Origin of the sequence: Devosia elaeis (assembly GCF_001650025.1) — a bacterium.
Classification (GTDB): Bacteria; Pseudomonadota; Alphaproteobacteria; order Rhizobiales; family Devosiaceae; genus Devosia; species Devosia elaeis.
In genome coordinates, this window is record NZ_LVVY01000001.1 from 25,589 (window position 1) to 48,924 (window position 23,336).

27 protein-coding genes and 1 riboswitch are annotated in these 23,336 nt (G+C 64.2%); of the genes, 5 read left to right on the forward strand and 22 right to left on the reverse strand.

Features of this window, described 5'->3' with window-relative positions:
* Positions 1-37 precede the first annotated feature (37 nt).
* The 7 genes from iolG to A3840_RS00170 form a co-directional block, all read right to left on the reverse strand.
* The gene (gene iolG, locus A3840_RS00140) at positions 38-1,075 is read right to left on the reverse strand and encodes an inositol 2-dehydrogenase (protein WP_067450353.1); all 1,038 of its coding nucleotides are present in this window, start codon (positions 1,073-1,075) and stop codon (positions 38-40) included.
* 700 nt (positions 1,076-1,775) lie between these two features.
* Complete coding sequence (locus A3840_RS00145; protein ID WP_067450033.1) at positions 1,776-2,231, reverse strand: MerR family transcriptional regulator; 456 nt, start codon at positions 2,229-2,231, stop codon at positions 1,776-1,778.
* Between the two features lie 27 nt (positions 2,232-2,258).
* Entirely contained in the window at positions 2,259-2,570 is a 312-nt protein-coding gene (locus A3840_RS00150) for an integration host factor subunit alpha (RefSeq protein ID WP_067450356.1), read from the reverse strand.
* Positions 2,571-2,757: 187 nt separating this feature from the next.
* Positions 2,758-3,726 (reverse strand): beta-ketoacyl-ACP synthase III, encoded by a 969-nt coding sequence (locus A3840_RS00155; protein ID WP_067450359.1) that lies wholly within the window; start codon positions 3,724-3,726, stop codon positions 2,758-2,760.
* A 5-nt stretch (positions 3,727-3,731) separates the two neighbouring features.
* On the reverse strand, positions 3,732-4,802 hold the full coding sequence (plsX, locus tag A3840_RS00160; RefSeq protein ID WP_067450049.1) for a phosphate acyltransferase PlsX: 1,071 nt from the start codon (positions 4,800-4,802) through the stop codon (positions 3,732-3,734).
* 75 nt (positions 4,803-4,877) lie between these two features.
* Positions 4,878-5,429: a YceD family protein gene (locus A3840_RS00165; protein ID WP_082903525.1), complete on the reverse strand. Its 552-nt coding sequence runs from the start codon at positions 5,427-5,429 to the stop codon at positions 4,878-4,880.
* The gene (locus A3840_RS00170) at positions 5,426-5,953 is read right to left on the reverse strand and encodes a ubiquinol-cytochrome C chaperone family protein (protein WP_067450052.1); all 528 of its coding nucleotides are present in this window, start codon (positions 5,951-5,953) and stop codon (positions 5,426-5,428) included. Before A3840_RS00170 ends, A3840_RS00165 begins: the two co-directional genes overlap by 4 nt.
* Before the next feature lie 165 nt (positions 5,954-6,118).
* On the opposite strand from A3840_RS00170, the gene A3840_RS00175 reads away from it, so the two are divergent.
* A complete protein-coding gene (locus A3840_RS00175; protein WP_067450055.1) occupies positions 6,119-6,556 on the forward strand; it encodes an outer membrane protein assembly factor BamE in 438 nt (145 codons plus the stop codon).
* A gap of 55 nt (positions 6,557-6,611) precedes the next feature.
* Here the strand turns inward: A3840_RS00175 and A3840_RS00180 are convergent, their stop codons facing one another.
* From A3840_RS00180 to A3840_RS00220, 9 genes are all read right to left on the reverse strand, one after another.
* Positions 6,612-7,802, reverse strand: coding sequence for an MFS transporter (locus A3840_RS00180; RefSeq protein ID WP_067450058.1), 1,191 nt, complete (start codon positions 7,800-7,802; stop codon positions 6,612-6,614).
* Between the two features lie 65 nt (positions 7,803-7,867).
* The gene (gene nusB / locus A3840_RS00185) at positions 7,868-8,353 is read right to left on the reverse strand and encodes a transcription antitermination factor NusB (RefSeq protein ID WP_067450060.1); all 486 of its coding nucleotides are present in this window, start codon (positions 8,351-8,353) and stop codon (positions 7,868-7,870) included.
* Positions 8,346-8,819 carry a 6,7-dimethyl-8-ribityllumazine synthase gene (gene ribH / locus A3840_RS00190; protein WP_067450063.1) on the reverse strand — a complete coding sequence of 158 codons (474 nt, stop codon included), beginning with the start codon at positions 8,817-8,819 and terminating at the stop codon, positions 8,346-8,348. Before ribH ends, nusB begins: the two co-directional genes overlap by 8 nt.
* A 115-nt stretch (positions 8,820-8,934) precedes the next feature.
* Positions 8,935-9,414, reverse strand: coding sequence for a transcriptional regulator NrdR (gene nrdR / locus A3840_RS00195; protein WP_067450066.1), 480 nt, complete (start codon positions 9,412-9,414; stop codon positions 8,935-8,937).
* Between the two features lie 21 nt (positions 9,415-9,435).
* Positions 9,436-10,734 carry a serine hydroxymethyltransferase gene (gene glyA / locus A3840_RS00200; protein WP_067450068.1) on the reverse strand — a complete coding sequence of 433 codons (1,299 nt, stop codon included), beginning with the start codon at positions 10,732-10,734 and terminating at the stop codon, positions 9,436-9,438.
* A gap of 120 nt (positions 10,735-10,854) precedes the next feature.
* Positions 10,855-10,937: riboswitch (ZMP/ZTP riboswitch) on the reverse strand.
* Between the two features lie 278 nt (positions 10,938-11,215).
* Positions 11,216-11,428, reverse strand: coding sequence for a DUF6898 family protein (locus A3840_RS00205; RefSeq protein ID WP_067450071.1), 213 nt, complete (start codon positions 11,426-11,428; stop codon positions 11,216-11,218).
* Between the two features lie 260 nt (positions 11,429-11,688).
* The gene (locus A3840_RS00210; RefSeq protein WP_165603094.1) at positions 11,689-12,945 is read right to left on the reverse strand and encodes a L,D-transpeptidase family protein; all 1,257 of its coding nucleotides are present in this window, start codon (positions 12,943-12,945) and stop codon (positions 11,689-11,691) included.
* 265 nt (positions 12,946-13,210) lie between these two features.
* On the reverse strand, positions 13,211-13,720 hold the full coding sequence (gene ldtR, locus A3840_RS00215) for a transcriptional regulator LdtR (protein ID WP_067450074.1): 510 nt from the start codon (positions 13,718-13,720) through the stop codon (positions 13,211-13,213).
* Positions 13,721-13,911: 191 nt separating this feature from the next.
* A complete protein-coding gene (locus tag A3840_RS00220) occupies positions 13,912-14,322 on the reverse strand; it encodes a hypothetical protein (RefSeq protein ID WP_067450368.1) in 411 nt (136 codons plus the stop codon).
* 125 nt (positions 14,323-14,447) lie between these two features.
* On the opposite strand from A3840_RS00220, the gene A3840_RS00225 reads away from it, so the two are divergent.
* Entirely contained in the window at positions 14,448-15,188 is a 741-nt protein-coding gene (locus tag A3840_RS00225; RefSeq protein WP_067450077.1) for an MmyB family transcriptional regulator, read from the forward strand.
* Here the strand turns inward: A3840_RS00225 and A3840_RS00230 are convergent.
* Positions 15,185-15,571, reverse strand: coding sequence for a DUF6163 family protein (locus tag A3840_RS00230; RefSeq protein ID WP_067450081.1), 387 nt, complete (start codon positions 15,569-15,571; stop codon positions 15,185-15,187). The genes A3840_RS00225 and A3840_RS00230 overlap by 4 nt on opposite strands.
* Before the next feature lie 118 nt (positions 15,572-15,689).
* Between A3840_RS00230 and hemB the strand changes: the two genes are divergently transcribed.
* Positions 15,690-16,703: a porphobilinogen synthase gene (hemB, locus tag A3840_RS00235; protein ID WP_067450371.1), complete on the forward strand. Its 1,014-nt coding sequence runs from the start codon at positions 15,690-15,692 to the stop codon at positions 16,701-16,703.
* Positions 16,704-17,015: 312 nt separating this feature from the next.
* Here hemB and A3840_RS00240 read toward each other — a convergent pair whose 3' ends face one another.
* On the reverse strand, positions 17,016-17,954 hold the full coding sequence (locus A3840_RS00240) for a DMT family transporter (protein ID WP_067450373.1): 939 nt from the start codon (positions 17,952-17,954) through the stop codon (positions 17,016-17,018).
* A 154-nt stretch (positions 17,955-18,108) separates the two neighbouring features.
* On the opposite strand from A3840_RS00240, the gene A3840_RS00245 reads away from it, so the two are divergent.
* Both A3840_RS00245 and A3840_RS00250 read left to right on the forward strand, forming a co-directional pair.
* The gene (locus tag A3840_RS00245; protein WP_067450084.1) at positions 18,109-18,633 is read left to right on the forward strand and encodes an RDD family protein; all 525 of its coding nucleotides are present in this window, start codon (positions 18,109-18,111) and stop codon (positions 18,631-18,633) included.
* A gap of 62 nt (positions 18,634-18,695) precedes the next feature.
* Positions 18,696-19,427, forward strand: coding sequence for an arginyltransferase (locus tag A3840_RS00250; RefSeq protein WP_067450086.1), 732 nt, complete (start codon positions 18,696-18,698; stop codon positions 19,425-19,427).
* A 35-nt stretch (positions 19,428-19,462) separates the two neighbouring features.
* Here the strand turns inward: A3840_RS00250 and A3840_RS19530 are convergent, their stop codons facing one another.
* From A3840_RS19530 to recO, 4 genes are all read right to left on the reverse strand, one after another.
* Positions 19,463-19,606 (reverse strand): hypothetical protein, encoded by a 144-nt coding sequence (locus tag A3840_RS19530; RefSeq protein WP_165603095.1) that lies wholly within the window; start codon positions 19,604-19,606, stop codon positions 19,463-19,465.
* A gap of 49 nt (positions 19,607-19,655) precedes the next feature.
* On the reverse strand, positions 19,656-19,910 hold the full coding sequence (locus A3840_RS00255; protein WP_425388826.1) for a Dabb family protein: 255 nt from the start codon (positions 19,908-19,910) through the stop codon (positions 19,656-19,658).
* A gap of 151 nt (positions 19,911-20,061) precedes the next feature.
* A complete protein-coding gene (parC, locus tag A3840_RS00260; RefSeq protein WP_067450090.1) occupies positions 20,062-22,362 on the reverse strand; it encodes a DNA topoisomerase IV subunit A in 2,301 nt (766 codons plus the stop codon).
* A gap of 139 nt (positions 22,363-22,501) precedes the next feature.
* Positions 22,502-23,206, reverse strand: coding sequence for a DNA repair protein RecO (gene recO, locus A3840_RS00265; protein WP_067450093.1), 705 nt, complete (start codon positions 23,204-23,206; stop codon positions 22,502-22,504).
* Between the last annotated feature and the right edge of the window lie 130 nt (positions 23,207-23,336).

Below are 23,336 nucleotides of genomic sequence, written 5' to 3' on the forward strand. Positions count from 1 at the left end.
ATGGCGCCCTTTGGATCATTGCCGTCACAGGACGCGCTCAGCGGCCCTGAAAGACCGATTTGTCGGCCAGTGGCCCGGTGATTTCGCTGACCTTGACCGCCCTGCCCTCCTCCACTGATTTCAGCGCCGCGTCGGCCAGCGCCACGGCGATCAGGCCGTCGGCGCCGCTGGGCGAGGCCGGAGATTTCGATTCAACGCAATCGATGAAGGCGCTGATTTCGCGGGCATAAGCCTCGGTATAGCGGGTCATGAAGAAATCGTGCAGCGGCGGGCGGGTATAGCCGGAGGCGCTGGCGATTTCAATGGAGACCGGGCGCTGGTTCTCGGCGGCGACGGCACCCCTGGAGCCGTGCACCTCGATGCGCTGGTCGTAGCCATAGGTGGCGCGGCGGGAATTGGAGATGGTGGCGTGCTTGCCCGAGGCGGTGAACAGCATGAGCGAGGCGCTGTCATAGTCGCCGGCGGCGCCAATGGCCTTGTCGACCAGTACCGAGGCCTGGGCGGACACGGTATCGATTTCCTCGCCGAGCAGGAAGCGGGCCATGTCGAGATCGTGGATGGTCATGTCGCGGAAAATGCCGCCGGAGCGCTTGACGTAATCGGCCGGGGGCGCGCCGGGATCGCGGGAGACGATGGTGACCATTTCCACCGCCCCGATCTGCCCTTCGGCAATGGCGGCCTTGACGGCCTGGAAATGCGGATCGAAACGGCGGTTGAAGCCGACCATCAGCGTGGCGCCCTCGGCATCGACGACCTTGAGGCAGGCCTTGACCCGCTCGACATCGAGATCGATCGGCTTTTCGCAGAAGATCGCCTTGCCGGCCCGGGCGAAGCGCTCGATCAGATCGGCATGGGTGTCGGTGGGGGTGCAGATGATGACGGCGTCGATATCGGCGGCGGCTTCGATGGCCTCGATGGTGCGCACTTCGGCGCCATATTGGCCGGCCAGGTCGGCGGCGGCCTGGGGCATCGCATCGGCGACGGCGACGAGCCGGGCTTTGGGATTGGCGGTCACGGCCTTGGCGTGAACCTTGCCGATACGGCCTGCGCCGAGAAGGCCAAAACGGACGATCATTGCGGGAAACTCCACCGGATGGGCCGGAGCGAGCCGGCCGGACATGTGATGGAATGAATAGACGATTTTTGCGGTGGATGGAACGTGAATTCCACAGGAAAGGGGGGCGGTTTGCCAAGTTCTGTGCGGGTGGAGGCATCCCCCTCATCCGGCCCTTCGGGCCACCTTCTCCCCGAGGGGGAGAAGAATGGGCCGGTGCACGCCTCTTGTTCCTCTTCCCGTCGGGGAGAGGGTGGATCGGCTGAGGGCGGAGACGGGTGGGGCCAAGTGTAGGGCGCTGGTGCGCGGGAGCACCCCCTCCCAGCTTTGCTAGGCCTGTCGGCCAAGCTGCGCTACCTCCCCCGTCAAGGGGGAGGTGGGCCCCGGCCTGCGCGAAGTGACAGGCTATGGGAGGACGCTGCCTCAGACGCGATGCGGCACCCTCCCCCTTGCGGGGAGGGCTGGGGTGGGGGTTGGGCGGCAGGGTGCTGAAATCAGGCGCCGGTGCGCGGGAGCACCCCCTCCCAGCTTCGCTAGGCCTGTCGGCCAAGCTGCGCTACCTCCCCCGTCAAGGGGGAGGTGGGCATCGCGTTTGCCGCGCCCGCATGCCATTCGCGCATAGCGCTCATGGCCTTCTCGCCTCAGATCGCGCCACTGGCGCGATCTGCCCTGCGGGACGGCTCGAAGCCCGTCAAGGGGGAGGTGGGCATCGCGCTTGACGTCAATGCTCGCGGGCGCGTTCCAGGATGCGTTTGCATTCCAGCAGTTCGCGGAGGACTTCGGAGAGTTTGTCGCGCGATTCCTGGTCCAGCGCGGGGCTGGCCAGCATCACGGCTTCCTCGATTTCGGCCTCGTCGCTGGCCGCTTCGGCTTCCTCGATCATGGGCAGGATTTCGTCCAGGCCCTTGCCCTCGCCCACGGCGATGACATAGCGCGGACCCTGATCCTTGAGGATGCGCTGGACGCCCTTGATGGTAAAACCCTGATCGTAAAGAAGATGACGGATGCCGCGCAGGAGCATCACGTCTTCAGGTCGATAATAGCGGCGGCCGCCGCCGCGCTTCAGCGGCTTGATATTGGCGAAGCGGGTTTCCCAGAAACGCAGGACGTGCTGGGGAAGATCGAGCTCCTCCGCGGCTTCCGATATGGTGCGGAACGCGTCTGGCGACTTGTCCAAACCACAGATCTCCCGGGTAAGAAAACCTTACTTTCCAGCGGAGACCATAGACTTGTTAATCTTGGACTTCAACACATTGGACGGTTTGAACACAAGAACCTGTCGCGGCAGGATCGGCACTTCCTCGCCGGTCTTGGGATTGCGGCCGATGCGCTCGTTCTTGGACCGCACCTGGAAGGAGCCGAAAGACGAGAGCTTCACATTGGCGCCCGTCACCAAAGCGTCGGAAATCAGTTCGAGCACACGCTCCACCAATTCGGCCGACTCAGTACGGGAAAGACCCACCGAACCATAAACCGCTTCGGCCAAGTCCGCCCGCGTTACCGTCTTCTGCGTCATTCGCACCCCCTTGTTGGTTTGGGTCATGCACTTCCCCGGCCCCGAAGGGCCTGGCTGATCTAGCGGGAATAGCTTCCCCAGAACGACGCGGCAAAAAGGTCTTCGCCCGTGAATGCCACGCCGGGTTCCTCCACCCATCGAAGACACTAACGCCTTGAAACGCTTAAGGTCAATGCGCAGCCATGCGCTACCAGCGAATGAGCGCGGCGCCCCAGGTAAAGCCGCCGCCCATGGCTTCGAGCATGACGAGATCGCCGGGCTTGATCCGGCCATCGGCCACCGCCACGCTCAGCGCCAGCGGCACGGAAGCGGCCGAGGTATTGGCATGCAGATCGACGGTGGTGACCACCTTTTCGGGCGGCAGGCCAAGCTTGGCCCCTGCCCCGTCGATGATGCGCTTATTGGCCTGGTGCGGCACGAACCAGTCGAGATCGTCCACCGAATAGCCGGCCTGTTCGAGGCTTTGATAGACCACGTCGGTGATCTTGCCCACGGCATGGCGGAAGACCTCCGGGCCCTGCATGTGAACGACGCCGGTGGTGCCGGTGGTCGAGGGACCGCCATCGACATAGAGCTTGTCCCAATGGCGGCCATCGGAGCGCAGGGCGGAGGAGAGGACGCCGCGCTCGGGCTCGCCGTCGGCCAGTTCGGCACGCTCCATGATCACCGCGCCGGCGCCATCACCGAACAGCACGCAGGTGGTGCGGTCGGTCCAGTCGAGCAGGCGGGAGAAGGTTTCGGCGCCGATGACCAGGACGCGATTGGCCAGGCCCGCCTTGATATAGGTATCGGCCGTGGTGACGGCATAGACGAAGCCGGAGCAGACCGCCTGGATGTCGAAGGCAAAGCCGTGATGCATGCCCAGCTTCATCTGGATCAGCGTAGCGGCCGAGGGAAAGGTATAATCGGGCGTGGTGGTGGCCACCACGATGAGATCGATATCCGCGATGGCCAGGCCCGCATTGTCGAGCGCCGCCCGGGCAGCGGCCACGCCGAGATCGGAGGTGAATTCCCCCTCGGCGGCAATGTGCCGTTCCTTGATGCCGACGCGCTGCTGGATCCATTCGTCGGACGTATCGACGGTCTTGGCCAGTTCTTCGTTGGTAAGGATTCTCGCCGGCAGGTAGCTGCCGATTCCACGAATGACGGAACGGATTCTGGTCACGCCGATTTGGCCTCGGTCTCGGTGGACGGCTCGGTCGCCGCCGTGTGAATGGGGAAGCGTTGCATGGTGTCGCCGACCTTGTCCATCAGCCGGCTGCGCGCCATTTCATAGGCGAGGCCCAGCGCGCTCTTGTAGCCGATCTCGTCGGTGCCGCCATGGGATTTGATGACGATGCCATTGAGGCCCATGAACACGCCGCCATTGACGGTGCGCGGATCCATCTTGCGGCGCAGGGCATTGAGCGCCGAGGACGCGAAGAGCGCGCCGATGCGGCTCATGAGATTAGCCTTGAGGGCGCTGCGCAGATAGGAGCCCACCTGACGGGCCGTGCCTTCGGCGGTCTTGAGGGCGATATTGCCGACAAAGCCTTCGGTGACGACCACGTCCACCGTGCCCTTGCCGATATCGTCGCCTTCGACGAAGCCGTGATAGGTGAAGCCGGCGCCGCTGGCCTCGGAAAGAATCTTGCCGGCTTCCTTGATCGATTCGAGGCCCTTGACCTCTTCGGTGCCGACATTGAGCAGGCCAACGCTGGGATTGTCCGAATCGAACAGGGCGCGGGCGAGCGCCGAGCCCAGAATGGCGTAATCGACGAGCTGGCGGGCATCGGCCCCGATGGTCGCGCCCATATCGAGCACGATAATATCGCTGCGCAGGGTGGGCCAGATGGCGGCGATGCCGGGCCGGGAAATGCCGTCCATGGGCCGCAGGCAGAAGGTGGACATGGCCATGAGGGCACCGGTATTGCCGCCGGAAATGGCGACATCGGCTTCCTTGTTCTTGACCGCCTCGATGGCCATCCACATGGACGAGGTGCCCTTGCCCTTGCGCAGGGCCTGGCTGGGCTTTTCGTCCATGGCGATCACCGTTTCGCAATGGCGCACCTGCGAGACGGGCTTGAGCGCCGGAAATTCATCCAAGAGCGGCTCGATCCGGTCCTTGAGGCCATGGAAGATGAAGCGCGTGTTCTTGCGCTCCTTGAGGGCCAGATGGGCCCCGTGGATCACGGCGCGGGGGGCATTGTCTCCGCCCATCGCGTCCACGGAAATCGTTATATAATCGGTCATTTCAGCCCGTATTTCGGCCCGTCAGGGCAGGCTCGCAAACATATAACATCAACTCTGCGGCGCAAGCCCCGCAGGTCAGTCCTTGTCGTCCTGGCCGCCCTTGAGCGCGGCGAGCTTGGCGAAAGGCCCCGCTTCCGGCTCGTCCAGGGTGAGGTCGAGCGCCTCCAGCGATTCGCCTTCCCGGCGGGGATAGGGATCGAGCGCCAGAGCCAGGGTTTCCAGCAGCAAGGCGCTGAGGTCAACCTCGGGGCCATCGATATGGTCGGGAAAATCCTCGTCCTCGAGGTCGATGAACACTTCCGAGCCCGGCGCCGGCGGCGTGTGATCGCGCGGGGCCGGCAGGAAGACGCGGTCGATATCCTCGGCAATGCGCTGGGCCACGGGCTCGAAGCTGACGATGGAGGCCTGCGTGACCGCGGCATCCAGATGTCCCAGCGCCCGCAGGCCGCCGCGCAGGGGCGTGACGGTCAATCTGGCCGAAAAATGCTCGACAGAGAGGATGTTCATAGCCGCGGCGATGGCGGCGCGGGTCGCCTCGTCGGCCTCGACATTCACCGAGCGGCCGGCGGCCGGCAACTTGTCGATGCGCACGACCGCATCGAAGATCGGCTCGGGGGCGCGGCTCACGCGGCGGCCTCGAAGCGCACGTCGCCGCCGGTGATGGAGCGGACCGATTGCGCGGCCAGCGCGGCATCGCGCTCGGCGACATAGGCGGCCAGGGCCCGGACGTCCAGACTGTCGGCACCATCGAAGATATTGCGGGAAATCACCGCCGCCAAAGCGTCGGGATCGTTGCGGTCCAGCGCTTCATTCAAGGCGGCCAGAAGGCCGAAGAAGATATTGCCCATTTTCTGGATTTTCTTGGGCACGCCGAGATCCCCTGCCCCCATTTCACGCAGGGAACGGTCCATGTCCTTGAAAAACAGGTCGAAAACCGCCTGGCTGAAGGCCTTGACGTCCTTGGGCTCGTTGCGCAGCCGCCGGAACAGCAGCGCCATGTGCAGGCTGATCATGTCGAAGCGGCCGGTCACGGTGTCCGGCACGTGCCATTGCGCATAGAAAAAAGGCTGCCGGGATTGCGCCACAATGGAATTATAGACGGCGTAAACCGGCTCTGTGGCAGTGTTCTTGCGGAACAAAGACAATATCATGGGATTGCACTCAGCGTCGGTATCGGTCAAACACGGTCGGGATTGGATGCCGGATCATTGCCAGCTTGCCAGACAGCCAAGTTGACCGCTACACATTCCGGCGCCCAACGGGCACGCGCCTTGTTGCCACGCCTATAGTCGAGAGCCATCGGGAAAGTCAAATTCATGCCCCAGCGTCTTGCCAAAGCCTCCGTCGCCGCTGCACTTCTCGCGGTCGCGCTCGCCGGCTGCACCAGCAGCACGTCGCTCGTGTCCAAGCGCACCCAGGGTTATGAAATCCCCGCTTCCGCGCTGCAGCAAATCCGCCCGGGCCAGAGCCAGCAATTGGTGCAGACCGTGCTGGGCTCGCCGCAATCGACCAATACGTTCGGCGAGCAGACGGCCTGGTATTATATCGAGACCAAGGTGAACCAGACCTCGTTCGGCCTGACCATGGTGCAGGAGCGCACGGTGCTGGCGGTCTATTTCGACCGTAACAAGCGCGTTACCGAGCGCTCGATCTATACGCTCGAGGACGGCCGCGCCATCGACGTGGAGACGCGCCGCACGCCGTCCTTCGGGCAGGACAAGACGTTCATCGAGTCGATCCTGGAATCCTTCTGATCGTCATCGCGCAGAGAATTGAGAAAGCCCCGGCCCCGCGCCGGGGCTTTTCGTTTCAGGCGAGGCGCTGGCGATAGGCGCCGAGGGCGAGCAGCAGGATCGCCGCGCCAGCCAGGGGAATGGCCAACATGTTGATGGCCTCCCAGCCGAGCACCTGCAACAGGAAGCCCGAGCCGAGCGAGGCCAGGGCGCTGCTCCCGAACACCACCTGCTCGTTGACCGCCTGGACGCGGCCGGCCTCTTCAGGACGATAGCTGGTGGCGAGCATGGTGGTGGAGCCGATAAAGCCGAAATTCCAGCCCACGCCGAGCAGGATCAGCGTGACGGTGAAATGGCCGACGCTGATGCCGTTGAGCGCCACGGCGGCGCAGACGATGATGAGCAGCAGGCCGATGGCGGTCACCAGATGGGCGCCGAGCCGCTTGATGATGGCGCCGGTGACGAAGCTGGGCGCGAACATGGCGACGACGTGCCATTGAATGGCGCCCGCCGCCTCGGCCGGGGCATGGCCGCAGAAATGGACCATGGCCAGGGGCGCCGCGACCATGATGAGGGTCATGAGCGCATAGGTGAGCGCGGCGCCGATCATGGGCGTGACGATTTCCGGCTGGCGCAGGAGCACGGAAAGCGGGCGGCCTCGCCCGGCGGGCGCGCCCGGCACGCGCGTGGGCGCGAGGCGGGTGAAGGCCACCACGAAGACCGACAGCAGCGAGAGCACGGCTATGACGAGGAAGCTGGCGGCATATTCGGCGCCGGCAATCCAGGTGCGGGTGGTGACGCTCAATTGCGGCCCGAGGAAACCGGCGGCCACGCCGCCGAACAGGACCCAGGAAATAGCCTGGCTCTTGAGGTCCGGATCAACGCTGTCGGCGGCGGCGAAGCGCACCTGCTGCATGAAGGCGCCGGACACCCCGACGAGAAAGAGCGCGGCCGCGAAGAGATAGAAATTGCCCAGCACGACGGCCAAGGTCGCCAGCAGGGCCGCCGGAATGCCGATGGCGGCGCCGAGCATGAGGCCGCGGCTGCGCCCGAGCCGATAAATGATCATGGTGGCCAATGAGGTGGCCAGGGCCAGGCCGATGATCATGGCCGTGGTGGGCAGGGTCGCCGCGCTCGGATCGGGCGCGAAGCCGACCGCGGCGAGGGCCGCCACGGACATGATGATCGAGGACGACGAGCCGCCCAGGGCCTGGACGGCGGAGAGCAGGCCGATATTGCGGTAGGATTGGCTGCGGCTGGTGTTCATGGCGCGATTCCGGAAGGGAGGACCATGTGACGGCCGCCCTGCCCCCGCGTCAATGGATATCCGGTTCAGGCCAGATCGGCGCCGGCATTGCGGGCCATGGCATCCAGCGCCGCGTTGACAAGGCCGGAGGCGTCGTCTTCGTAGAAGGCGCGGGCGACATCGACATATTCGGAAATGACGACGCGGGCCGGAATATCGCGGCGACGCAGCAATTCGAAGGCGGCGGCGCGCAGAATGGCGCGAAGCGTCGCATCGACGCGCTCGATGGGCCAGCCTTCGGCAAGGGCCTTGTCGACCGAGGGATCGATCTCAAGCTGATGTCTGGCCACGCCGCTGACGATCTGGCGGAAGAAATCCGCATCGGCGGGGAGATATTGCTCGCCTTCGATCTCGCGTCCGAGATGGAAGCTGCCGAACTGGGCCAGGGTATCTTCGAGCGAAGCGCGGCCCACATCCATCTGGTAAAGCGCCTGCACGGCGGCCAGACGCGCGGCGCCGCGCTGATTGGCGACGCGGGGTTTGGCGGAATCGCGTTTCGGATGGTCAGTCATTCAGCTTCGCTTTTATGCCGGACAGAACGAGCGCAGCGCGGGCCGCATCCCCTCCCCGGTCCTGATCTTGTACATTGGCCCGGATCCAGGCCTGTGCTTCGGTTTCCACAGTGAGGATGCCGATGCCCAGGGGCAGAGCATCGACAACGGCCAGCTCGGCCAGAGCGCGAATGCTCTCGCCGGCCACCGCCACGTAATGATTGGTCTGGCCGCGAATGACGCAGCCCAAGGCCACATAGCCGTCAAACCGCCCGGTTTCAATGGCCATTGCGAGCGCAACGGGCACTTCCATGGCGCTGGGCACGGCAATGACCTCGTGGCTCGCGCCGGCGGCATCCAGCGCGGCGAGCGCGCCGCGCTTCATCTCATCGGCGATGCGGGGATAGGCCCGCCCTTCCACGACGAGGAAATGCAGGCCCCGGCCCGCGCCTTCCGGCACCGGGAAACGCACGCCATAGGAATCCATCAGCACTCTCCCTGCGCCAAGGCCAATATGGGCATGATAGCGCATGTTCGGCGCGGGCGGCAGGGATGGTTTCCGGCAGGATGAAGGAATGTTTCCCGCCGCGCGAAGGGCGCGATCAATCGTCCTCGCCCGGCAGTTCCCGCTGGTCCTCGGCCAGTTCGGTGAGGAAGGAACGGAAATCGTCGGCAGCGGAGAAGTTCTTGTAAACGCTGGCGAAACGGACGAAGGCCACGTCGTCCAGCCCCTTGAGGCCTTCCATGACATATTCGCCGATCTGATCGGAGGTGATTTCGACGTCGCCCAGGCTTTCGAGCTGGCGAACGATGCCGGAAATCATGCGCTCGACGCGCTCGGGATCGACCGAGCGCTTGCGCAGTGCGGTATTGACGGACCGGGCCAGTTTCTCGCGATCGAAGGGCACTTTGCGCCCGGTTTTCTTGACCACAGTGAGGTCGCGCAATTGCACGCGCTCGAAGGTGGTGAAGCGGCCGCCGCAGGCATTGCACACGCGGCGGCGGCGGATAGCGCCCGAATCCTCGGTCGGGCGGCTATCCTTCACCTGGGTATCGTCATTGCCACAATAGGGGCAGCGCATTGTTACCCTTTCGTCTCGCTTTTAGGCGTAGATGGGGAAGCGCGCGGTGAGCGCCTTCACCTTCTCGCGCACGGCGGCTTCGACCGTGGCATTGCCTTCGTCGGAATTGGCTTCCCGCAGGCCGTCGAGCACTTCCACGATCAGCGAACCGATCTCCTGGAATTCGGCCACGCCGAAACCGCGGGTGGTGCCCGCCGGGGTGCCCAGACGGATGCCGGAGGTCACGAAGGGCTTTTCCGGATCGAAGGGAATGCCGTTCTTGTTGCAGGTGATATAGGCGCGGCCCAGGCCCTGCTCGGCGCGCTTGCCGGTGGCATTCTTGGGGCGCAGATCGACAAGCATCAGATGGTTGTCGGTGCCGCCCGAGACCACATCGAGGCCATGGGCCTTGAGCGCTTCGGCCAGGGCGCGGGCATTGTCCACCACCTGCCGGGCATAGGCCTTGAACTCGGGCTGCAGCGCTTCCTTGAAGGCCACGGCCTTGGCGGCGATGACATGCATGAGCGGGCCGCCCTGCAGGCCGGGGAACACGGCCGAGTTGATCTTCTTGGCGATGTCCTCGTCATTGGTGAGGATCATGCCGCCGCGCGGGCCGCGCAGGGATTTATGGGTCGTGGTGGTCACAACATGGGCATGGGGCACCGGCGAGGGGTGAACGCCACCGGCGACGAGGCCGGCAATATGCGCCATGTCGACCATGAGATAGGCGCCGATGCTGTCGGCGATCTCGCGGAAGCGCTTCCAGTCCCAGATGCGCGAATAGGCCGTGCCGCCGGCGAGGATCAGCTTGGGCTTGTGCTCGTGGGCGAGGCGTTCGACCTCGTCCATGTCCAGCAGGTGATCATCCTTGCGCACGCCATAGGAGACGACGTTGAACCACTTGCCCGACATGTTGACGGGCGACCCATGGGTGAGGTGGCCGCCGGAATTGAGATCGAGGCCCATGAAGGTGTCGCCGGGCTGGAGCAGCGCCAGGAACACGGCCTGGTTCATCTGCGAACCCGAATTGGGCTGCACGTTTGCAAAGCCGGCGCCGAACAATTCCTTGGCGCGCTCGATGGCCAGGTTTTCGGCGATGTCCACGAACTGGCAGCCGCCGTAATAGCGCTTGCCGGGATAACCTTCGGCATATTTGTTGGTCATGATCGAGCCCTGCGCTTCCAGCACGGCGCGCGACACGATGTTTTCGGACGCGATCAGCTCGATTTCATGGCGTTGACGGCCCAGCTCCAGCTCGATCGCCTCGGCGATCTGCGGATCGGTCTCGGCCAGGGTGTTGGAGAAGAACTGCGGATACAGCGAGGATGACGTGGGGCTCATGAGAAAAAGACCTCGCAAAAGACGGAGCAAACAGGCTTGGACGCGCTCATATCATGGCGCAAAGCGCGATTCCAAGAGCGACAGGTTCGGGATGATGTCATGGGGCTCCCCTGGTTGACGAATGGGTGCCCAGGCGAGCGGCTCTCTCAGGTTCGCGTTCCCCGATGGTTCCCCATCTTTTCTCGCCAGTCGCGCGAACGAGACGGTTATGCCGCAGAACGGGCGCGAGGGAAAGGGGGTAGCGGGTTTCAGGGTCGATATGGCGGCCCACGCATGGCTTTGCATCGGGCCTGACCCGAGGGCAAAGCGGCGGATTTCACGATGTCATCCCCGATATAGAGGCCGCGAACAGAGGTTCCCGCTTTCGCGGGAATGACGCCGTGGGTGAGGAAAGCGTCCAAAGGGAACACGCCCCTCCAAGGGGGACCGCAGCCCGTATGAGGCGAGGTTTATTCCCCTCGCCGGGCCTCCCAAGGGAGGCTCAGGCGAATTTGCCGTTTGTGGGCGGCGCGGGGGCAGCCTCGGACGCGAGGCGGCGTTGCAGCTTGGCCATGGCGAGGCGCTGCATGTGTTCGCGGGCGGCGTTGAGCGGGGTGATGACCACGACTTCGATGCCCGTGGCCTCGTCGATGGCGGCGACGCGCATCTGCTGGCCGATCTGGACGAATTCGAACAGAACTGCGCCGTTGCTCATGAGCCCTCCGATGGGTGGAGGCTAACGGATTTTGGATGAGGCGGGAAGCCCGGCTTACCGCCAGGTCTCTCAAGCACTGCGTGCGTGGAGAGCCCCCCTCACCCTGAACAATCTGCTGGACGCAGATTGTTCTGTCCCTCTCCCGCAAGGGGCGAGGGGGAGATCGCGTTTGTGGAGGGTTCGTGCCATTCGAGCGTAGCTCTCATGGCCTAGCCGCGTAAATTCGCTCCACTGGAGCGAATTTGCCTTCGGCACCGCGTCTAGCTTTCGAAGGTGATCTTGCCCTGGGCGTCGAACTGGTAGACGTCGTCGCGGAAGCTGACCGTGCCCTGCCTGTTGGCCCAGGCAGTGATGTAGGTGGTGTGGATCGGCACCTGGTTGCTGATGGCCACATCGAGACGCTGCAGCGAATCGAAGGTCTGGTCGACGCGGGAGCGATCCCAGTCGCCATTGTCGCGCAGCAGCCAGGTCACCAATTCGTTGACGCCTTCGACGCGGACGCAGCCGGAGGAATGGAAGCGGGCATTCTCGCCGAACAGCGCCTTGGTGGGCGTGTCGTGCAGGTAGACGTCGTGCTTGTTGTAGAAATTGATCTTGCAATGGCCCATGGAATTGGCCGCGCCCGGCTCCTGGCGATACATGTAGTTCACCTGGGCATCGGTGATGTTCGCCCAATCGATCGTGGCCGGATCGATCGTGTTGCCGCTGCCGTCGTAGATGAAAATATTCTGCTCGGCGAGGTAATTGGGGTTTTCCAGCATGTACTTGGTCAGGTCCTGGCGGACCAGCGACTTGGGCACGTGCCAATAGGGATTGAAATTGATCTGGTGGATCTTGCTGGCCAGGATCGGGGTGGCGCGATCGACGCGGCCGACAACGGCGGTGTGGCGCTGCTCGACCATGGAGCCGCCGACGGCCTCGATGGTGGCGGCCGGAATGTTGACGACCACATAGCGGTCGGTGAGCGTCGGCGCCATCTGCTGGACGCGGGTATAGTTGAGATAGAGCTGCTGCAGGCGGGTGGCGGCCGGCACGTTCATCGCATACCAGGTGGCCTCGTCGATCTGGCCATTGACGACCAGGCCGTGGCGCGCCTGGAAGGAGCGGACGCCGCGATCGGCATCGGCATCGAAGATGTCGTTGGCATATTCGACCAGCGGCATGTCGCCCGAGGAAATCAGGCGGCGCTTGACCTGCACCACGGCCGGCGAGGAGGCGCCAAGCTGGAGCTGGTAGGCCTGCTGCGGGATTTCTTCCCATCCGCCGGCGGCGACGAAGGGCTCGTATTGCGCGATGGCGAGCTGGAGATTGTTCAGCGTGTCATAGGACAGGATCGGCTCGTTGGTGGCGATCAGGGCCTGGGCGGCGGCCGTGTTGCCGGCGCGATCAGTTTCGCGCAGCACCCTGCCGGTGCCAAACATGTCGAAAAGCGAGCCACCATCCTGTGCGCGCGCCGCAGGCAGTGCTGCACTGGCGCCCAGGAGCGCCACGGAACCCAAAAACTTGCGTCTGTTCAACCGCATGTCGTCACCCATCAGACCAGCCGCCATCCCAGCGGGCGATACCATTGCTTGGCCCGGACTCACAATCATGGTCAACGCGATGTGAATGGTCCGGGCAACCACATCCTTTGTCAGGAAATGGTTTCCAACCGGTAATGGCGCTGCTCCCAGTTTGCGGCGCAAATAAGAAACGCCGACCCGAAGGCCGGCGTCGCGTCAGCAGTTGTGGCATGGAGGCAACACGCCACCACGTGCCGAGTTTTCCGCCGGTTGGCTCCGGTCAGAGCTTGTAGAGGATCTGGTCGACCCAGAAGCGCTCGAGGCGGGCCAGCGCCTTGTTGAGGTTGTCGAACTCGTCGTCGCCCAGGCCGCCGACCTTGTCGATGGACTTGAGGTGACGGTCATAGAGCTCGTCGATCACTTCGGCCACTTCCTCGCCCTTGGGCGTCAGGCGGATGCGGACCGAACGACGATCGGTGCGCGAGCGCTCCTGGAAGATGTAACCGGTCTCGACCAGCTTCTTGAGGTTGTAGGACACGTTCGAGCCCAGGTAGTAACCGCGCGAACGCAGTTCCCCGGCGGTGAGCTCGGCATCGCCGATGTTGAACATCAGCAGAGCCTGGACGGGGTTGATATCGTCCCAGCCCATGCGGTCGAACTCGTCCTTGATCAGATCGAGCAGACGGCGATGCAGGCGCTCCACGCGGGAAACCGCTTCGAGATAGAGTGGCTTGAGCCCTTCGTTCCGTTCCGGAGTAAGCGCCTCGGCCGCGTTCGATTTCATTGCCATTTGTGCCTCACTGTAAAACTTGCGTGCGATTTTTCGCATCTCATGAGGCCAAACTACGGCGGTCGGGCTAAGATCGCCCTAAGCGACACGCTTAAAACTATCTTACTGGAAAGCAATGAGAATTTGGCTTAACGGGGCCTTACGCGGGGTCAGAAAATTGTAACCTTTCCAAGGGGTAAAGCGGGTTGCCGTCACGAGCGGCGAAGCGATGGCGCGCCGCGCAGCTTGGTGAGAAAGACGATGGCGACGAAGAGCGCCTGGCCGGCCAGGAGGGTCTGGCCGAGACCGTTGAGCGCGGTCCAATGCGTTGCCAGCAGGAGGATGCTGATCGCCACCCAGGCAGCGTCCCCGGCGATATTGGCGAGGATAGCGGACCAGGCGGGGCCAGTCGCCGTGCCGATGGCGTAATTGAACAGCGCCCAGGGGAGGAGGAAGGCTCCGACGGCCATGAGGAAGCCGGCGGCCGCAGGCATGCCGGCCAGATCGGCAATGGGCCCGGCGCCTGCGAGCAGGGCAATGCCCAGGATTCCCGAGATGGCGGCATCGATGGTGTAGAAGGCTTTTGGCGAGCGGGCCTGAGCGGCGAGCGATAGGTCGGTCATGGCGAGGTCCTCGGCTGTGTTGATGATGGACCCATGCTGCCGCCGGCAGGTCATCGCCTCAATTCCCTCCGAGGTAATGGAATTGCCGGCGCCCTTGCGGCAATGTCGGCGGCAAGGAGGCCGGCATGTTCGAGACAGCCCTGCGAGAATGGCGCAACAGGCGCGGAATGAGCCAGATGGCGCTGGCCCTGGCGGCCGACGTGTCGCCGCGGCATCTGAGCTTTCTGGAATCGGCGCGGGCGCGGCCCAGCCCGGGCATGGTGATGCGGCTGGCCGAGGCGCTGGACCTGCCCCTGCGCGAGCGGAACGGCCTGCTGGTGGCAGCGGGCTTCGCCCCGCAATTCGGCGACAGCGACTGGCTGAGCCCGCAAATGGCCGAGGTGCGGCAGGCGGCGGAACTGCTGCTGGTGGCGCATGCCCCCTACCCTGCGCTGGTGCTGAATGCCGGCTTCGACATTCTGGAGGCCAATCCGGCAGCCTGGGCGCTGCTCGGCGGCAAGCGGCCGGATGGCGGAGCGCTCAATCTCTGCGACCTGGTGTTCCTGCCGGGTCCGGTGCGAGCGGCAATCGTCAATTGGGACGAAGTGGCCTTCTATCTGCTGCACCGGCTGCGGGACGGGACAAGGCGGCATGGCCCGCAATCGGCGGTGGCGCAAACATTGATGCGGGCCATGCGGCAGGACGGCGCGGCGGCGCTGGAACGAAGGCAGGGCGGCGCACGCAACACCGTGCTGCTGCCGCTGGAATTCCGTATCGGGGACGAGGTGACGCGCTGGTTCACCACCGTCACGAGCTTTGGCGGGCCGCAGGATGCGTTGGCCGAGGAGATTACCATCGAGCAGTTTCACCCGGTCAAGGCGGGTTAATCGGCCTGGGCGCGCCTGATGCGGAGGCCGAGAACGAAGATGACGAGGAGCGCGATCAGAATCGCGGCGCGCAGGACCAGGCCGAACGTGGTGATGCGGATATCAGGATTGCCGGAGAGATAGAGGCCCAGCTCGAGAATGGTGGCGGCGACAAGCAGGACAGCGCCCCAGGAGGCCTTGATCCAGAGGCCGACGGCGGCGAAGAGCCGGGCCAGCGAGAACACGGCCAGATAGGCAAAGCCGGAAAAGCCCATGACGGCGACGGGGCTGGCCGAGCCCATATTGACGCCGAGCAGGCGAGCGGCATCGCTGAGCCCCAGGAACAGGGCAATCACGGCGATGATGCGGATATAGAGTGCGAAACCGGGCGCCTGGAAGAGCATGCGGCTTGATAATACGACCGGCCCGCTGCGACAAGCTTTGCCTTGGAGGGGCGCTGCCTGTCTGCTAGGACCGATGCGGGGCGCAGGCCCCTTCCCGACCGAAAAACGGATAGAGATCATGAGTCAGGGCTGGCCCAAGCACGATATGTCTTTTCTCGGGGGAAGGCGGCTGCGGCGCTTGCGGCAGGCCGAGTGGAGCCGGGCCATGGTGCGCGAGACGCAATTGCTGCCGCGCGACCTGATCTGGCCGCTCTTCGTGATCGAGGGGCAGAACGAGAAGACGTCGATAAAGACCATGCCCGGCGTGGAGCGGTTGTCGGTCGACCTGCTGGTCGAAGCGGCGAGACAAGCGCGGGATGCCGGCATTCCGGCGCTGGCGCTGTTCCCCAATACGCCGGACCATCTGCGCGGCGAGAATGCCGAGGAAGCGTATAATCCCGACAACCTGATGTGCCAGGCGCTGAGCGCGATCAAGGCGGCGGTGCCGGAAATCGGGCTGATCGCCGATGTGGCGCTGGACGAATATTCCAGCGACGGGCAGGACGGATTGGTGCGCGACGGGCAAATCCTCAACGACGAGACCGTGGCCGTGATGGTGAAGTCGGCGCTGGTGCAGGCGCGGGCTGGCGCAGATGTCATCGCGCCATCGGACATGATGGATGGGCGCGTGGCCGCGATCCGCGCCGCGCTCGATGCCGAGGGGTTCGACCACGTGCAGATCATGTCCTATGCGGCCAAATATGCCTCGTGCTTCTACGGGCCGTTCCGGGAGGCGGTCGGCTCGGGCAGCCGGCTCAAGGGCGACAAGCTGACCTATCAGATGGATTATGCCAATTCCGACGAGGCGCTGCGCGAGATCGAACAGGATATCGAAGAGGGCGCGGACAGCATCATGATCAAGCCGGGCCTGCCCTATCTCGACGTGGTGCGCCGGGCCCGGGATGCGTTCAACGTGCCGATCTACGCCTATCAGGTGAGCGGGGAATACGCGATGATCGAGATGGCGGGCGCGGCGGGCGCCATCAATCGCGATGCGGCGGTGCTGGAAAGCCTCTGGGCCTTCAAGCGCGCCGGGGCGAATGGCGTGCTCACCTATTACGCGCTGGAAATGGCCCGCAAGCTGGGCGGCTAGGGCGGTGCACATTTGGCTGGATAACCGAACCACCCTCACCCACCGCTCGTCACCCTCGGGCTCGACCAAAAGCGGTTGCGATAGACCCAAAACAAAGACCCCTCGGGTCAGGCCCGAGGGTGACGATCCGGATTGGGTTAGATGCCCTTAAAGCAATCCACATTGCGTTGGAATCACGGCTCTTTTGCTTTGCTCACCCTTAAGAGCGGTTGAGGGAGGGGGTCATCAGTGGCTCGCCAAACCACCCCTCCCCATCCCTCCCCTCAAGGGGGAGGGGGCGATAGGGCCGCTTCCCTCAAAACCTGAACCGCTCTAGCCGGCGCGCTCGGTGGTGCCATCTTCGGCGGCGAGCTGGGCGGGGCGCTTGCCCCGGCGCGGACGAATGGCGCTGATGATGCCGGCGCAGGCCACCAGCACCATGCCTGCCAAGGCGATCGGCTCGGGGGCGTGACCGAAGACCAGCCAGCCCAGAATGCCCGCCCAAACCAGGTGCATATAGGTCATGGGGGCTACCAGGGCCGCCGGCGCATAGCGATAGGACTGGGTGAAGAGGTAGTGCCCAAGCCAGGCGGAGACGCCCAGGCCGATGAACAGCACGACCTGCAGCGGCGTGGGCGCCGCGCCATGCAGCGTCCAGGGCAGGAAAATGCCGAAGGCGATGGCGCCGATCAGCGCCGAATAGAACAGCATGGCCATGGTGCGCTCGGTATGGGCGAGCACGCGGGACAATAGATTATAGGCGGTGGCGAGGACGACATTGCCCAGCACGAAGGCAACGCCCCAGGGATCGAGCCCGCCACCGGGCCGGGCGATCAGCAGCACGCCGGAAAAGCCGACGAGAGCCGCGATCCAGGCCGCCGGGCCGACCTTTTCCTTCAAGATCGGGCCCGAGAGCAGCACGACGAGGACGGGGCAGAGATAGACGATGGCCGTGGTTTCGGCGACGGGCATGCGCTGCAAGGCCAGGCTGACGAGGAAGGAGCCGAACGCCAGGCTGCCGGCGCGGAGCAGGACGAGCCCGGTGCGCTGCGTGCGCACCATTTCGCGACCATGGAGCGGGGCGACGATGGCCAGCATCAACAGGCAGTGGCCGATATAGCGAATGGCCGTCACCATGGGCACATTGTACTCCGTGATGAGCAGCTTGTTGGTGGTGTCGTTATAGGCAAAGAGCAATGTCGCGCCCAAGATGAGGACGAGACCGCGCAAAGGCTGATGCGTCAGCGGCGCGGGGGAAGCGGCAATAGACATGAACAATTCCGGAAGGGCGCCGGGCAGATACGGCGACTCGGGCAAGGCTTACAATAGGCCAGTGTAGTCCCCTCGGGCGCGCGGGGACAGATGCAGTGACAAATCTGTGCCCGTCCCTCTTGCAATGGCCGGATGCCGTGACAATTTGTGGGCCATGAGCCAGGATTTTGCCGCACGCCCCTATCTGCCCGACCCTTCGACCGCCCCCGAATTGTTCGACGGGCTGCTGACGCGGCGGGTGACCGCCTATCTCATCGACCTCGTGCTGATCGGCGTGCTGACGCTGGCACTGGCCATATTGGGCCTGATCCTGGGCTTCCTCACCTTCGGACTGGCCTGGCTGACCCTCCTCTTCGTGGTGCCGGCGGCGATCGTCATCTATTACGCGCTGACCCTGGGCTCGCCGAAGCGCGCGACCGTGGGCATGCAGATGATGGATATCGTGCTGACGCCGACGCGCGCGCAGCCGCTCGACGGCTGGATGGCGATCTTTCATGCGCTGCTGTTCTGGCTGACCTTCTGGATTTCCTGGCCGGTCACGATCCTGTTCGCGCTGTTCACGCCGCGCCGGCAGATGATCCATGACCTGATCATGGGCACGCTGATGGTGCGCCGTTCGCCGATGATGCGGCACTGGCGGCGGAGCCGCCAGCCGGACGATTATCACGACGGCGAGTGAGGCGTTGCCCGGCCCGGGACTCGGCGCTAGACTGGGGGCGTTCGCTTCAGCTTAGGTCCTCGATGACCGACCAGACGCCGGAAACCACCCAGCTCTTCCTGACCGCCGCCATGCCGTGCCCCTATCTGCCGGGCCGCATGGAGCGCAAGCTCTTCACGCACCTATCCGGGCGGCGGGCTTCCATGCTGCATCAATTGCTCAGCGACAACGGCTTCCGCCGCAGCCAGAACCTGATCTATCGCCCGGCGTGCGAGGGCTGCAATGCCTGCCAATCGGTGCGGATCGTCACGCGCGAATTCACCGCCTCCCGGCGCTTCCGCCGGGTGCAGCGGAGCAATGACGATATCGGGATCGCCGTGCGGCCGACGGCGGCGACGCTGGAGCAATACGACCTGTTCAAGCGCTATCTCGAGGCCCGCCACGATGGCGGCGGCATGACGCAGATGAGCTATCAGGACTATGAATACATGGTCGAGGATACGCCGGTGCAGTCGGTGCTGGTGGAATACCGGCTGCGGGACACGCCGGACCAGAAGCTGGTGGCCGTGGCGCTGACCGACGTGATGCCCGACGGGCTTTCCATGGTCTATTCCTTCTACGACCCCGATTTTGCCCATCGGAGCCTCGGCACTTTCCTCATTCTCGACCATATCGCCCAGGTTCGCTCGGCCGGGCTGAGCTATGTCTATCTGGGCTATTGGGTGCCGGATTCGCCGAAAATGGCCTATAAGGGCGATTATCGGCCGCTCGAAGTGCAATGCGGGCCGCAGGGCTGGAAGCGGCTGGCGGAATAGAACATTTCACTCATTGATTAAAACGGCGTCCGCTCTCACCTGAGCTTGTCGTCATTGCCGGGTTTATCCCGGCAATCCATCTTGCCGTGGGCATGGACCACCGGGACAAGCCCGGTGGTGACGATGGGATGGATAGACAGCCCTCTCAGCTCAATGGTGAAGCGGAAGGCAGCGCTCACACCACGATATCGAAGACGACGAGGCCATCGCGGCCGCCATCCAGGGCGGCTACGAGACGGCACCGGCCGCCTTGTGATCGGGGTGCACGAGATAGGCGTCGCGGGCCGTTTCATCGACGAAGTCGATGATGAAGCCATCGGTGAAACCCTGATGCAGCCCTTCGGGCGAGACATTGGGGCCATAGGCGATGGCGAGGAAGCCTTCGATCACATTTTTCAGATCGGCAAGCTGCAGATAGATGGCGCTGCGCTCGGCATCGGGGATGTCGGAGCGGAAGCGGACGAAGACGCAGTGGCGGATCATTTTGCGAGTCGCTCGAGTTGGTTAGCGGGAAGGTTTGATATCTTGATTCATCAAAAGGCCCTCTCACCCGTCGCTGCGCGCCGCCCTCTCCCCCAAGGGAGAGGTAAAGAGGCGGTTCCACGCGAGCGTTTTTCCGCTGCGCGGTCCGTCGTCACCCAACAAACCTGTTGTTTCGCGGGAAGCCGGTCGGCGGTTGCCGGCCGGCGGCGGCGCGGTCGCCGAGCCAGTCGACCAGTTCCTCGGTGGGCTTGGAATAGGTGCGGCCGGAACTGTCGGTCCAGGTGAGGCCATCGGCGGCGTAGAAGGTCTTGATGTCGGAAATGCCGCCATCCTTGTAGCGCTGCAGGCGCACGCCCTTGCCCCGGCCCATGGTGGCGAGCTGGGCCATGGGGAAGACGAGCAGCTTGCGGTTCTGCCCGATGACGGCCACGCGGTCGCCCTCGCAGGGCACGATGAGCCGAGCTTCCTCGGGGGCGGACACGTTGAGGATCTGCTTGCCCTTGCGGGTATTGGCGATCAGGTCATCCTCGTTGACGATGAAGCCGTAGCCCGCCGACGAGGCGATGATGCGCTGCTTGCCGGGCGAGAAGACGAAGAGATCGACGATGTCCTGTCCCTCCTCGATATCGACCATGATGCGGACGGGCTCGCCCTGGCCGCGGCCGCCGGGGAGCTTGTCGGCGCCCAGGGTATAGACCTTGCCGCCGGTGGTGAGCATCAGCAGCTTGTCCGTGGTCTCGCAATTGATGGCGAGTTTCAGCCGGTCGCCGGTCTTGAAGCCCTTCTCGTCGATCGTGGCATTGTGGCCCTTGGGCGCGCGAATCCAGCCTTTTTCGGAGAGAATGACGGTGATCGGCTCGCGCTCGATGAAGGCTTCGGTGATTTCGGCGGCGTCGGCCACCGGCGCATTGCCGAAAATGGTGCGGCGGGCGCCCAGGGCATGGGGCGTCACGCCATCGGCCTCGAACAGCGGATAGGCTTTTTTCAGCGCTTCGACCTGCTTGGCGATCTCGCCCCATTGGCGCTTGTCGGAGCCAAGCAGGGCCTCGAGCCGGCCCTTTTCCTCGGTCAGCTTGGCATGTTCCTGGCGCAGCTCGATTTCCTCGAGCTTGCGCAGGGAGCGCAGGCGCATGTTGAGGATGGCTTCGGCCTGATTGTCGGTGAGATTGAAGGCAGCGATGAGGCTGGCCTTGGCATCGTCCTCCTCGCGGATGATGCGGATCACCTCGTCGAGATTGAGATAGGCGATGATATAGCCTTCGAGCACTTCGAGGCGATTGGCGATCTGTTCGAGGCGGTGCTCGGAACGGCGGACCAGCACCACCTTGCGATGATCGAGCCAGGCGCGAAGCGTATCGGCCAGGCTCATGACGCGCGGGACCGTGCCGTGGTCCAAGACGTTGAGATTCAAGCTGAAACGGACTTCGAGCTCGGTCAGCTTGAAGAGCTGCTCCATGAGGATGACGGCATCGACCGTGCCGGCGCGTGGCTCGAGCACGAGGCGGATATCGTCGGCGCTCTCGTCGCGAACGTCCTTGAGCAGGGGCAACTTCTTGGCCAGCAGCAGTTCGGCGATCTTTTCCACCAGGCGCGATTTCTGCACGCCATAGGGGATCTGGGTGACGACGATCTGATAGACGCCCCTGCCCTTTTCCTCCTTTTCCCAGATAGAGCGCAGGCGGAAGGAGCCCCGTCCTGTCTCATAGGAATGGACGATGGAGGCGCGGCTTTCGACCAATTGGCCGCCCGTGGGGAAATCGGGGCCGCGCACCAGATCGTCCATGCTCGGCGGCGCGGACGGATCGGGATGAACGAGGTCATCGGTGGTGGCGGCGGGATTGTAGATGAGCTTGAGCGCGGCGTTGCAGAGCTCGACCAGATTGTGCGGCGGCACCGAGGTGGCCATGCCCACGGCGATGCCGGTGGAGCCATTGGCGAGCAGATTGGGGAAGTTGGACGGGAGCACGACCGGCTCTTCGTCCTCGCCGTCATAGGTCGGCTTGAAGTCGATGGCGTTCTCGGTGATGCCCTCGAGCAGGCGCGTGGCCACATCGGTCATGCGGCTTTCGGTATAGCGCATGGCGGCCGGGCTATCGCCGTCGATATTGCCGAAATTGCCCTGGCCGTCGACCAGCGGGTAGCGCAGGGCGAAATCCTGGGCGAGGCGCACCAGGGCGTCGTAGATCGACTGATCGCCATGGGGGTGGAACTTACCGATGACGTCGCCGACGATGCGGGCGCTTTTCTTGTAGCCCTGATTGGGATCGAGCTTGAGCAGGCGCATGGCGTGGAGAATGCGGCGGTGAACCGGCTTGAGGCCGTCCCGCGCATCGGGCAGCGCCCGCTGGGTGATGGTGGAGAGCGCATAGGACAGATACCGCTCTTCGAGCGCCTGCTTGAGATCGACGATGCGCTGATCGTCTGGCGGCGGGAGAGTATCGGCGTCGGACATGGGCGGCTCAAATCATGAGAACGAATCAGGAGCAGAGTATAGCGGCGAGGGTACTTAATCAGGTTGCAGAATCGTGTTTTGCCCAGGAGTTCCGGGCTATGGCGGCATATCGGACCGGTCGCGAGGGGCCTTTTGTCGATTACACCTTGCTCAGCATGTCGATCAGCGGCTCCCGAACCGTGGGCGGGTCGACGTCGCGGGCTTGCCAGACATGCTGGCGAAGGAAATGGGCGGTGAGGTGGAGGGCGGCACGGATGTCGTCGGGGGAGGCATTGCCGCGGGCGTGGAGGAAACTGGGGAGCGGCAGGAGGCGGTCCTTGTAGGGCTCGGCGGCGGCGCGGGAGACGGCGCGGCCGGATTTGGGCGACACATGGGTCAAGTCCTCGGTGACGCCGGTGGCGGCGCAGCTTTCGAGATCGAGACCGAAACCAAGCTCGTCGAGCAGAGCGAGTTCGAAGCGGGCGAGCGCGGCACCATCCGGAGCATGGTCGATGAGATCGATGGCCATGCCGAGGAGACGATCGTGCGGATCGCGCTCGGGCAGCAGATGCAGGTGCTCGCAGACGAGCTGGGAAAGATAGAGCCGCTTGCGGTCGGTGATAAGCTCGGCAGCGCGACCGCGCAGCAATTCGATGGTGAAGGTGCCCAGATGGTCTTCGAGGCGTGCGCGCCAGGTGAGCTGGACAATATTGCCGGGCTGGAGCGTGGCGGCGAGCCTGGTCGAGCGCCCACCGCGCACCAGGCCAAGGCAGCGGCCGCGACCAGCCACCATGGCCTCGGCAATGACGCCGGATTCGCCATGGCGGCGCACGCCGATCAGCAGGGCTTCACCGGTCCATTCCATGAGCACCTCGCCGTGGAAGGACCATAACGCAGTCCGTCCACCACGTCATTGCCGGGCTTGTCCCGGCAATCCATCTACCGCATCGCATGGATTACCCGGACGAGCCGGGTAATGACGATAGAACCGAAAA